Origin of the sequence: Anaerobiospirillum sp. NML120511 (genome assembly GCF_023050955.1) — a bacterium.
Classification (GTDB): domain Bacteria; phylum Pseudomonadota; class Gammaproteobacteria; order Enterobacterales; family Succinivibrionaceae; genus Anaerobiospirillum.
On record NZ_JALKIK010000021.1, the window covers coordinates 40,836 to 52,437 of the forward strand.

Sequence of the window (11,602 nt, forward strand, 5' to 3'; positions counted from 1 at the left end):
GGTTCTGTGATGTGCTGTTATGTGCGGTGCTGCGCTTTTTGTGACTGACGGAGCTTTAGAGGCTATCGGTTATGGATATTGGAAATAACGCAATCAGTTTTCTGCTCTATGGAGCTGCAGCTCTGTTCGCCCTTGGCGTGATTCTGTCCCTGCTGGCCCGTGCCGGCAAGAATGATGGAGATGACAAGGCCGATCAGCTGGAAAAAGCCCTGCCAGGCGCCCAGTGTGCTCAGTGTGGCTATCCTGGCTGTCGTGCCTATGCCGAGGCCATGGCCAATGGTACTGCTGCATGTAACAAATGTACCCCGGGCGGTCAGGACACTATCGATACCCTGGCTTCCATTCTGGGCGTGAGCGTACCTGCTGATGAAAGCGAGGATGCTATCTTTGCTCCGCGCACTGTAGCCATTATTCATGAAAGTCTGTGCACCGGCTGCACCAAGTGCACCCGTCACTGCCCTGTTGACGCTATCCGTGGTGAGCGCCGTGTAGTTCATACCGTTATGGAAAATGAGTGCATAGGCTGCAATGAGTGCGTCAACAAATGCCCTGAAAAGTGTATTGAAATGGTCCGTCTTGAGCCTACCATTGCCAACTTTAACTGGGAACTGCACCCTATCCGTTTCAAGGGGACCAACTGATGCCATTCTCCAAGCAGTTAGAAAAAATCATGCAGGGCAAGATCTGGCGCTTCTTTGGCGGCATCAAAACCGTTGAGCGCAAGGGCACCACTAACAGTGCCATTGAAGAGCTGGCTATTCCATCTCTGATTACCCTGCCTCTTGACCGACACCTGGGTGAGGGCGGTCATCTGCTGGTTCATACCGGCGACCGCGTCAAGGCCGGTCAGCGTCTGACTACTCCTGGCGGCAACCGTAACGTTCCTCTGCATGCATCAACCTCAGGTGAGGTTATCAGCATTGGCATGCAGGTACTGCCTCATCCGTCAGGCTTTCTGGGCCGCTGCATCACCATCAAGCCAGATGGCCTTGATGAAAAAGTGCCTGACGAGCCAATGACTGACTGGAAAGAGCGTACTCCTAAAGAGCTGCTCGACCGCATCCGTCTGTTTGGTGTAGAAGGCCTGGGCGGTGCCCAGTTCCAGACAGCCGCAAAAATCGGTGCTGCCGTTGAGGAAGCCCGTGGCGACTGCAATATTTTCATTGTCAACGGTGCCGAATGTGAGCCCGTTGCCACCTGTGATGACCGTCTGATGCAGGAGCGCGCCGCTGAAATTGCCGAGGGCATTGAAGTGGTACGCCACATTCTCAAGCCAAAGGTCATCATTGTTGCCATTGAGAACAATAAGCCTAATGCCATCAAGGCCATGAAGGCAGCTGTTGCCTCAGATGTTCAGGTAAGAGAGATTCCATCCCTCTATCCGTCAGGTGCGGCCCGTAACCTCATCAAAATCTGTACCGGCATTGAAATCCCTTACAGTGAGCACACCTCTGAGTGCGGAATTGTAGTGGACAATGTCGAAACCGTTTTTGCCATCAAGCAGGCAGTTATCGACGGTATCCCGCTTATCAAACGTGTGATTACCGTAGACGGCCAGACACTGGGCCGCAGCGGCAATGCTCTGGTGCGCCTTGGCACCTCAGTACGCTTTGTGCTCAACTCCTACAAGCTCAATCCTGAGCGCCGTCAGCGTGTCATTCTGGGCGGCCCTTTCATGGGCTTTACCCTGCCCAGCATTGATGTGCCTATTACCAAGAGCGCTACCTGCGTTTACGTACCGTCCTACAAGGAGCTCGATGAGCAGCCTGAGTCCATGAACTGCATTCGCTGCGGCCGCTGTGCCCGCGTCTGCCCAAGCCGACTCGTGCCTTATCAGCTCTATGCTCTGTCACGTGCCGGCATGCACAAAAAGACCAGCTCCTGCGGCATGATGGACTGTACAGAATGTGGCTGCTGCTCTTACGTATGCCCATCCCGTATTACTCTGACAGCCCAGTTCCGCAAGGAAAAGGCTATTTTGCGCCTGCTTGATGACAATCAGAAGCGCAATCAGCGTGCTCAGGAGCGTATTGCTGCCCGCAATGAGCGCCTTGCAAAGGAAGAGGAAACACGACGTAAGCGCCGTGAGGCCGCTTTGGCCCGTGCTGCCCGTGAAAAGGAAGCTGAGGCTGACATGACTCCGGAGCAGATTGCTCAGAAGCGTGCTGAGGCAGTAGCTGCAGCACGTGAGCGTGCCGCTGCCCGCCGTGCTGCCGCAGTCGGCAATACTGCCGTAGGAGGAGCCGCTGGAGCTGCCGCCCGTGAAAAAGCCGCACAGCCATCAGGCAATGATATGCTGGTGCGTCCGCAGGGCGAATCCTCTGCCACCATGGGTTCTATTACCGCCATCAAGGCCATTAGCAGCATATCTCCAGCAGGCGCAGCCAGCACCGATGGCGACGCTGCAGACAGTACCGCAGGCAACTTAGCTGCCAGCACCGCCCAGGAGCGTGCCAGCCGCATGATGCAGCAGCGTCCTGACGGCATGCTGGTAGCAGCCATGATGGCTCAGGGCGGCACTACAGCCATGCGTCAGCGTGCTGAAGAAAATGGCATCGCTGACAGCTCACGCGCAGCTGGCAAACCAGTTGCCGCCTCAGATGATGCTAATGCTGAGCAGCGCGAGAAGCTGCCTTACTCTCTGCGCAAGGGTGCCCGGCAGAAGCATGCCCCTGATATCCATATGTGGCCAGCCATAACTGAGCGTGAGCCATGCATGGACAAGGTGGAAAATCCTCCGGCTGAGGGTGTCTACATTCCAGAGAGCCGCCCTAAGACCAAGATGTATCTGCAGGCCCCTGAGGAGAAAAAGAAAGAAAACCTCAAGCTGCCAGGCGCACTGCGCCGTGCCGATCTGCCACCTGCCAGTGAGGAAAACCAGACCGACAATTCTGACAGTGCAGGTACCACCAGCTAATCAGAGCCTCAAGATCATCAAGCCCTGAGCTCTGCCCCTACGGCTTGACCGCCCCTGCTCGAAGCTCCCGGCTTGACGGCCAAAGCCTGCAGCTCCCGGCTTGAGTGGTCAGGACTGAGCCCCAAAGCTTGCAGGCAACGGCTTGACGGCCACAGCTCATCAGCTCCCCGGCTTACCAGGATGCTGCAGCGTACATCAGTTGATAAACTGCTGTACGGCTCCAGCCAATCAGGAAATTTAAATGCAAATCTCTGTACAGAGTGCCAAACAGAATCTGGGCATCGAACCAGCACCTCATCTGCACAGCCCGATGAGCACAGAAAAGATCATGGTCATTGTGCTGCTCTCACTGATTCCAGCACTGGGCGTCATGACCTTTTTCTTTGGTTCCGGCACCATCATCCAGTTCTTTATATCCGCAGCTACCGCCCTGTTATGTCAGGTGCTGGCTGCTGTCTTACGCTCACGCTCAATAAAGCGCAGCCTTAAGGATCCATCAGGTCTGGTAACAGCCATTTTGCTGGCTCTGACCCTGCCACAGCTGCTGCCATGGTATTACACAGTGATGGCTACAGCCTTTGCCATGCTGCTGGTACGTGAGTGCTTTGGCGGACTGGGACAGAATCTGTTCAATCCGGCCATGTCAGGCTTTATCTTCCTGATCATCTCCTCACCTGGTGTTTTCTACACTACCTGGGTAACCCCTACTCCATATGCCATTACCGTGGCCACTCCAGATCGTGCCTGGGATGTCATCATGAATGGCGCCGATCCTCAGATACTGGTCCGTGAAATCAAGGAGCTCAACCGCTCCAACGAAATTGAGGCCGCTCATAACGAACTCATGAAGGCCCAGGAACTGGCCCGCGCTCATGACGCCGCCGCTGACGCTGCAGGCGCTGCCGCTGACGCAGCAGCTGCAGCAGATCCGGCAGGTGCCGAGGGCACCGCCGTTTCCGATGAAGCCGCAGCTACAGCCGATACCATAGCAGCTGAGGCTGATGCCGCCGCCGCTCAGGCCACAGGAGAAGATGCAGCGGAGCCTGACGCAGCGGCAGCGGCTGACACTGCTGCCGGGGCCGATGGTTCTCAGGAGGCCGACTCTGCAGAGGCTGAGCTTGCTGAAGCAGCAGCTCGTGATCGTGCTGAGGACCATGCTTCCTTTGAAGACATGATGGCTACTGCAACCTTAAGCAAGGACCATCTGACCACTGACGCCCTGACCGGAGCTACCTATCTTGAGAGCATCAAGACAGCCCGCAAGGCAGGTGATGTCAAGGAGCAGCCACCTGTTGATCTCTACAGCCCAAGCTTTGTTGCCTACGCCTGGCTGGCCGGCGCCTATGTTCTGGGCGGCATGGTTCTGATTTTCACCAAGGTGATCCGCTTCCAGCCTCCTCTTGCTTTCATTATTGCCATTGGCGCAATGAGCTATATCTGGAATTACTATGACCCTCAGCTATGTATCAGCATGGCTGAACATCTGATCATGGGCGGTACCATGCTCGGCGCCTTCTACATCATTACCGATCCGGTAACTACCTGCGGTACTTTCAAAGGCCGTATTCTGCTGTCAGTTATCATCGGTATGCTCATTGTTCTGATTCGCGTCCATGGCAGCTACTCAGATTCTGTAGCTTTTGCTGTCATGCTGGGCAACTGTCTGGCTCCTCTTATGGATGTCATGACCCGCCGCCGTCCATTTGGTGTTGGCTACCGTCCAGGAGGTCTTAACTGATGTTTGACAACAAGCCTGGCGTACGCGCCCTGTTCTCAGGCGTAATCCTTTCAGCCATCGCCGCCCTGTGTACCGCAGGTGTGCTCTATGCCGAGCAGGATACATCTCCACATATTCAGGCCAACCGTGACCGTAATGAGCAGATGCTTATCGACAGTCTGCTGCCGGATGTGAAAAAGCAGGCTCAGGGCAAGGTAACCTACCATTGCAAGCTCATTTCAGACCGCCGCATTGGCAAGAATATGAAGGCCTACATTGCCCGTGATGAAAGCGGCAAGACACTTGGTTATATCTCCAGTTTCTCCACCAACCGTGGCTACTCCGTACCGCTCATCCTCATTGGTGGCATGGACAGCAATGGCCGTATTACCAGGATTGATATCCAGCTCAGCCGTGAGACTCCAGGTATTGGTGACAAGGTTGAGCGCCGCCGTGGCAACTACCTTGATCAGTTTGACGGTCTTGCCGTTGAAGACCGCCGCTGGGACGTCAAGAAGTTTGGCGGTGATTTTGACTACATAACCGGCGCCACCGTAACCTCACGAGCCCTGGTACTGGCCTCCAAAGACTTCATTGAGGTCATCAAGGCCACCGATTTTGACTCACTGCGCGACTGCCCGAAATAACTGCAGGACAGCCCCCGCCCGGCCTGCCCTTGCGTTGCAAGGCCTGCCTGACCGCAGGACGCCAATAACCGGCCTGTCCATGAAATGCACGCCAGCAAAGCCATGCGCGCCAGCAAGGCCATGCACATCACGCTCGGCCAGCCCCTGCAACCTGGCAATTCCCTGCCGTGCCGGGACACACCAGGCAGGCACTGCTCCTCTTGCTGAGGGCCGCACCATAGTCCGGCAGTAAAGACTCCGAGAAAGTCAGCTCTGATGCTGACAGGAAAGAATTATGGAAGAACAGGAAAAGATTGAAGTACACAGCTGCAGCGGCAGTTGCTCTGTACCATCAAAGCAGAGCAGCCTCTGGGAGATTTTCATCAAGGGCATCTGGAAAGACAATCCAGGTCTTTGCCAGTTGCTGGGCATGTGTCCTCTGCTTGCTGTGACCACCTCAGCTGCCAATGCTCTGGGCCTCGGCATTGCCACCATTGTGGTTATGGTCATGAGCTCCATGGTGATTTCCCTGATCCGCAAGATTATTGTTCCTGAGGTACGTATTCCTATTTATGTGGTGATCATTGCCTCTCTGGTAACAGTAGTGCGCTTTGAAATCGAGGCCTATTTCCCTGAGCTGTATCAGCAGCTGGGCATTTATCTGGCCCTGATTGTTACCAACTGCATTATCATGGGCCGTGCTGAGGCCTTTGCCGGCAAGAACAATCTGCTGCGCTCTACTGTGGATGCCATTGCCTGCGGTATCGGCTTTGCTCTGGTGCTCTTTGCCCTTGGCTCCATTCGTGAAATCATAGGTAACGGCACTCTCTTCGTAGGCGCAGCCGATATTCTCGGTCAGTGGGCTACCAGCCTTGAGATGCACTTCTTCGACTCTGACATGTCAGTGCTGATTGCCATCCTGCCACCAGGCGGCTTCTTCGTACTGGCGTTCCTCATTGCCGGCAAGAACGCTCTGGACAATTTCTCCCGCAACCGAGCCGACCGCCGCAACCGCATCAAGGTCATCAACGTCTAACCAGCGTCCGCCCCATACTGGACAATACCCACAAGTCCAGCACGCTAACTGATCATCCACGATATCAGGCCGCCCTGCAGTTTCTGCAGGCGGCCTGATTTGTAGTTGCCATCCGCAACCAGCGCATCCCGCCCATCCCCAAAGTCCTGCCACATCGGCTGACCGCGCCAGATTTGCCCATCCCACCAGCACTCTGTCCAGAAGCATTCTGTCCAGAAGCATTCTGCCAGCAGCATTGTGCCCAGCAGCGGTAAGACCAGGCCCCCATTCCCACCCCTCCCAGCCTGTCGAACTTATACGACCTGTATTACAAGACAGCCCTGTAATTTTTTCAAAGCCCGTCCATCGCTCAAGTACGTCTTTATGGCCGTTCTGCTAAACGGCAAAAAAATGTTAACCAGATCACATTTTACTCAAGATTTGCATATGATAGGATTTATCATTAAATAGGCGTACAATGTGCGCCAATTTAAAAATGGCCCTTAAATAAGCCATTTATAAAGCCTGATGACAGTAATTGCCATGCAGCTGCACCTGTTGCTTAATGAGACATTTATGATCATCAGGCATATTAGCCCATATACTGAAGTAATGCCTGTCAGGCCTTTCAGAATTTCCCGCTGCGCTGACGTGTCTTTGCGCAGCTGAACAGTCTTTCCTTTCACTGCTCCGGCTCCAGTCTCCGGACAGTCCTGTGATGTGCCACATACGCGCACAGGGCTCTGCTCCTTACTTAGAGATCTTACTTATGGTTCAGATTAAGACCCTTATCGGTTCCCTCCTGGTGCTGCTGGCACTGGGTTCGGTTTACGCCTGGTCCTTATTCAACCTGCCACTTAGTGACAAGTTTGAACTGGACATCGGCGCCATCGCCTTTACCTTCGGTATCATGACCCTCTTCCTTGCCATTGGCAGCTCCAGCTCAGGCTTCCTCAAACTGCGTATTGGCATGCAGAACGTAGTTGCCCTGAGCGCAGTATGCTGCGGTCTGGGTCTGATGATTGCCGCTTTTGCCCCTAATCTGTGGGTACTGTACTTAAGTGGCGGTGTGCTGCTGGGCTTTGGTGATGGCATTGGCTATATGCTGGTTCTGACCAACTGCGTAAAGTTCTTCCCTAAGCATAAGGGCCTTATTTCTGCCTTATGTATCGGTGCCTACGGTCTTGGTTCTCTGGTCTACAAGAGTGTATTCAGCTACCAGCTGTCCAACCATGACCTGACCACTGCCCTGCTTACCTGGGGTGTTTCTGCTACCGTTATCGTAACCTTCGGCTCTGTACTCATTTATGACGCCATGAAGCAGGCCTCTGTAGTAAGCAGCAACAAGTCTACCCGTGAGTATGATCTGCAGAGCGCTATTCGTACCCTTCCATACTGGCTGCTTTCCATAATGTTCTTTATTGACTGCATGGTTGGCCTGTACATCATCGGTGTAGCCTCCAACCTTGGTACTGCCCTGCTCGACATGCCCCTGACCGAGGCTGCCACTGCCGTCAGCGTGGTTGCCATTGCCAACATTGCCGGTCGTCTTATCATGGGTATGCTCTCAGACAAGATGCCACGTATTCGACTGATTACTTTCGATCAGTGCCTGTCTCTGATTGCCATTCTGATGTTTGTGGCCATTCCACTGACCCCTACACTGTTCTTTGCCGCTGTAGCTCTGGTAGCTTTCTCCTTTGGTGGCACTCTGACCATCTACCCATCCATCATTTCCGACTTCTTTGGCATCCGTAACCTTGCCAAGAACTATGGTCTTCTCTATCTGGGCTTTGGTCTGGGCTCCCTCTTTGGTTATGCAGCTGCCTATATATTCGGCTCATACAACCTGACCTTCCTGATGATGAGCATCATGATTGTAGTTGCCATCGTGGCCTCATTAATGGTCAAGCTGCCAGCTGAGCTCACCGAAAGCCACAAGGAACTGGTACGCACCAATAAGATCCGTACTCCAGAAGAGCAGGCTGCCGCCGCTACTGCTGCATGGCAGAAGGCCTCCTCCATGTTTGCAAGTCCAGCCCAGCCAGCCGCCGCTGACGCCACTGCCGCCGCTCCAGCAGCTGCCACACCAGCTGCCGCCACCACCACCGAGGGCGCCGCACCGGCCACCGAGGCTGCAGCTGGTGCTGCAACTGATGCCGTCAAGAGTGAGGCTCAGCTCAAGGTCTAATGCTGCAAGGCTCTCAATCAGACCTTTTCCCATAAACTTATGCCAGCATAAGTAACAGCTACCGGAGTTTATGTCCGGACAGAAAAAAGGCAGTCCCCAGTGGACTGCCTTTTTTCATTGTGCCAGATCAGTGTCTTTGCGCTGAAATTGTGAGCTCAGTCATGTAATCCTCTTTGCCGCAAATCCCAGTAAAATCGTGCTTATCATTCCCATATTTATGCCGCAGCGGCAATAAGTGGCAAGTTACAACGACAGATATGCAAATGTGTATAGTATCGCGGCAAAGTATAGACCAGAGTTTATCTACAATTTTGCCATGACTGGCTTATATTTAAGGATGACGGTATATTAAGACGAAAAGCCCGTGCGTACGGCCCTTGCGCATCATTTATACAAAGCGAATGTATGATTTTATGTATGAAAAAACGTTGCAACAAGGTCATGTTGAAACAGTAAAAACCGCTTATTTGTGGGCGGCAAGCATTGCCGCATTTTCCTGGCACACAGATTGCCTTTATATTCCGTGTAACAGCTATGAAAAGTCCAATTGAGGAACTGGATTTTTCAATCACATATAGCTGATTAATCCATATATATCGGGGTATTAGAAGATGTTTGGCATTTCCGTAAGTGGTATCAAGAATTCGCAGAAGCATATCGATGTAACATCGAATAACATTGCGAACTCCAATTCATTCGGCTTCAAGAAGTCTCGTGCTGAGTTTGCTGACGTATACGCAAACAGCATTTTCGCCAATGGCAAGACTGCCAGCGGCATGGGTGTAGTAAACACCACCGTAGCTCAGCAGTTCGTACAGGGCAACCTCTCTGGCGACACTGGCAATCCTCTGGATATGGCTATTCAGGGCAATGGTTTCTTCGTTCTGTCCTCTCCAGGCAACGCAGGCCACACTTTCACCCGTAATGGCGCTTTCCAGACTGACAACGAGGGTTACATCGTAACCGCTACTGGTGACTATCTGATGGGCTGGGACGTTAACGCCGAAGGTGGCGCTGCCTCCCTGGACCTCAACAGCACCCACAAGATCCAGCTTCCATCCGACACTGGCGCACCTAAGGCCTCCAGCAGCGTTGGCATCACCGTAAACCTGCCAGCTGACAAGCCAGGCGTCAAGTTCGAAGACCTGGCCGCCGACCCATGGGGCAAGCTCCAGAATACTGATTTAACTGCTGACAAGCTGCAGTACGGCATTATGCGTAAGCAGGACGGCACTATCGATGCAGCCAATCCGCCTGCAGCAGGTTCATTCAAGCAGTATATACACGGCTTTGATCCAAAGGATTCTAAGACCTATCACGCTTCTACTTCCCAGACCATTCATGACTCTCTAGGCCGCGCTCACACTCTGACCTACTACATGATTAAGATGGGTCCAGAGAATGCAACTGACGGCAAGAACAACACCAACTGGATGGTACTTCCTTTCGTAGACGGCAAACCAGTTGATGTAGCCACTCAGAATGGCGAAAATCCAGTTGCTTTAACTGTTCCAGGCACCAGCACCTCCTCTGTAGCCGGTTCTAATTTCTTCGGTTTCCAGATGACATTTGAGCCAAATGGTGAGCTCAAGGGCCTGGTACCAGGCAAGATTGACCTGGTAAATCCTGCAGGCGGCAACATGACCAACAGTTTACGTCAAACTCTGTTTGGTGAGCCAGGTGTTCAGGGTAATGCAGGTAGCATGACTGGCGGTGCAGGCGGTTACTTCGACCTTACCTTTGAAGAGGATACTGCTAACAATAAGAAGCCACACTACACAGGTAATGGTTCTCTGCACTCCTCAATCGGTCCAGGCGTAGACCCAGAGCAGATTGTTAACATCAAGTTCGGTGCTACCCAGTACGGTTCCACCAACTTCCAGGTTACTGGTGCCCCAACCAATGACGGCTACTCCACCGGTATTCTCACCGGCATGGCAGTAGACGAGAACGGTATTATTCAGTGCGAATACTCCAACGGCCAGCGTGAAGCCATTGGTAAGGTAGCACTTGCAGACTTTGCAAACGCTCAGGGCCTCACCAAGATCGGTGACACCCAGTGGAAGCAGTCCAACAGCTCCGGCGAAGCCCGAGCCATGGAAGCTAACAACGGCTCTGCCGGTTCCATTAAGGGTTCCAACCTTGAGCTTTCCAACGTAGATTTAACTGCCGAGCTCGTAGAGCTGATCACTGCCCAGCGTAACTACCAGGCAAATGCTCAGTCTCTGCAGACCAACAGCACTGTAATGGACAGTATCCTCAACATCCGTTAACAGTAGTAGTTAAAACATCGATTAAAAATACTCCATTAAGGCCGGGCGCAAGTCCGGCTTTTTTGGGATTTGTACAGTCGATATCTCTCTCAGAACACCTGCGCAAGCCCAGGAATTCTGCTCTCTCTTGTCTCATCAGACTCTCCTGTCTCTTTCCCTTCTTTCAGGTTCCCCGCCATTCTCAAGGCATTTGACCTGACCACCCCTCAAACAAATTCCCTTTCTCTGCTCATCCCCTTACCTTACCTTTCCATTCATTTACCTGTCTGTACGTCTCCTCTCAACGCTAATTTTTCCAGTACTATCCCTTGCTATTAATTCTGCAATCTTCTGAATCCGTCATTCCACACTGTTTATCTGCTGCAGAGCTGCTCAGCTTGCGACTCTGTTCACTTCAATTAACTTCCCTTGACATGTCATCTGCACAAGAGCATCAGCAACCATGCTTTAACTCATCACCCTCCCTGCGCTTACCGCATAAATAAGCTTCAAGACTCTCATTACCTTACTTGCGATATAGCCCGCGGCCTCAGCAATGGCATAATCCCCAGAATTGTATCCGCTTTAATGCTCACAAATGCCCATAGCAGCACATACTTCCCATTGTTATGTGCTCTTCAGCTGATACTCAGTCTCAGCCTGCACATATGCTCCTGTCTCCCAGCACAGAGATACTTTAAAAAGTATTAATGACATCATGTTTGACCTGGCATATCCCAGCGCAAACTTAATGATTTACCCAGGAAACTAATCCCTTACCAGGCAGAGATTATTCCCGGCGATACAGGTACTGAAAGTGACTGCTTATTATCGACTGGGGCGTACCAGAAGCCACTCACTATTTTGCCTTGATTACGTGTGTA

The 11,602-nt window shown here is 52.7% G+C and carries 7 protein-coding genes; all 7 read left to right on the forward strand.

Annotated elements, in window-relative coordinates; all coding sequences use genetic code 11:
• Nucleotides 1-71 precede the first annotated feature (71 nt).
• The 7 genes from MXE39_RS07405 (at nt 72) to MXE39_RS07435 (ending at nt 10,739) form a co-directional block, all read left to right on the forward strand.
• Nucleotides 72-641 carry an RnfABCDGE type electron transport complex subunit B gene (locus tag MXE39_RS07405; RefSeq protein ID WP_246977903.1) on the forward strand — a complete coding sequence of 190 codons (570 nt, stop codon included), beginning with the start codon at nt 72-74 and terminating at the stop codon, nt 639-641.
• A complete protein-coding gene (gene rsxC, locus MXE39_RS07410) occupies nt 641-2,917 on the forward strand; it encodes an electron transport complex subunit RsxC (protein ID WP_246977904.1) in 2,277 nt (758 codons plus the stop codon). Before MXE39_RS07405 ends, rsxC begins: the two co-directional genes overlap by 1 nt.
• Nucleotides 2,918-3,158: 241 nt before the next feature.
• A complete protein-coding gene (locus tag MXE39_RS07415) occupies nt 3,159-4,655 on the forward strand; it encodes an RnfABCDGE type electron transport complex subunit D (protein ID WP_246977905.1) in 1,497 nt (498 codons plus the stop codon).
• Nucleotides 4,655-5,281, forward strand: coding sequence for an RnfABCDGE type electron transport complex subunit G (locus MXE39_RS07420; RefSeq protein ID WP_246977906.1), 627 nt, complete (start codon nt 4,655-4,657; stop codon nt 5,279-5,281). Before MXE39_RS07415 ends, MXE39_RS07420 begins: the two co-directional genes overlap by 1 nt.
• Before the next feature lie 274 nt (nt 5,282-5,555).
• A complete protein-coding gene (locus MXE39_RS07425) occupies nt 5,556-6,296 on the forward strand; it encodes an electron transport complex subunit E (protein WP_246977907.1) in 741 nt (246 codons plus the stop codon).
• Between the two features lie 748 nt (nt 6,297-7,044).
• Complete coding sequence (locus MXE39_RS07430) at nt 7,045-8,466, forward strand: OFA family MFS transporter (RefSeq protein ID WP_246977908.1); 1,422 nt, start codon at nt 7,045-7,047, stop codon at nt 8,464-8,466.
• A gap of 611 nt (nt 8,467-9,077) precedes the next feature.
• On the forward strand, nt 9,078-10,739 hold the full coding sequence (locus tag MXE39_RS07435; protein ID WP_246977909.1) for a flagellar hook protein FlgE: 1,662 nt from the start codon (nt 9,078-9,080) through the stop codon (nt 10,737-10,739).
• Nucleotides 10,740-11,602: the final 863 nt, after the last annotated feature.

Excerpts from the sequence above, each read along its gene's own strand:
- MXE39_RS07405 (WP_246977903.1), top strand. The coding sequence starts at position 72 with ATGGATATTGGAAATAACGCAATCAGTTTTCTGCTCTATGGAGCTGCA.
- rsxC (WP_246977904.1), top strand. The coding sequence starts at position 641 with ATGCCATTCTCCAAGCAGTTAGAAAAAATCATGCAGGGCAAGATCTGG.
- MXE39_RS07415 (WP_246977905.1), top strand. The coding sequence starts at position 3,159 with ATGCAAATCTCTGTACAGAGTGCCAAACAGAATCTGGGCATCGAACCA.
- MXE39_RS07420 (WP_246977906.1), top strand. The coding sequence starts at position 4,655 with ATGTTTGACAACAAGCCTGGCGTACGCGCCCTGTTCTCAGGCGTAATC.
- MXE39_RS07425 (WP_246977907.1), top strand. The coding sequence starts at position 5,556 with ATGGAAGAACAGGAAAAGATTGAAGTACACAGCTGCAGCGGCAGTTGC.
- MXE39_RS07430 (WP_246977908.1), top strand. The coding sequence starts at position 7,045 with ATGGTTCAGATTAAGACCCTTATCGGTTCCCTCCTGGTGCTGCTGGCA.
- MXE39_RS07435 (WP_246977909.1), top strand. The coding sequence starts at position 9,078 with ATGTTTGGCATTTCCGTAAGTGGTATCAAGAATTCGCAGAAGCATATC.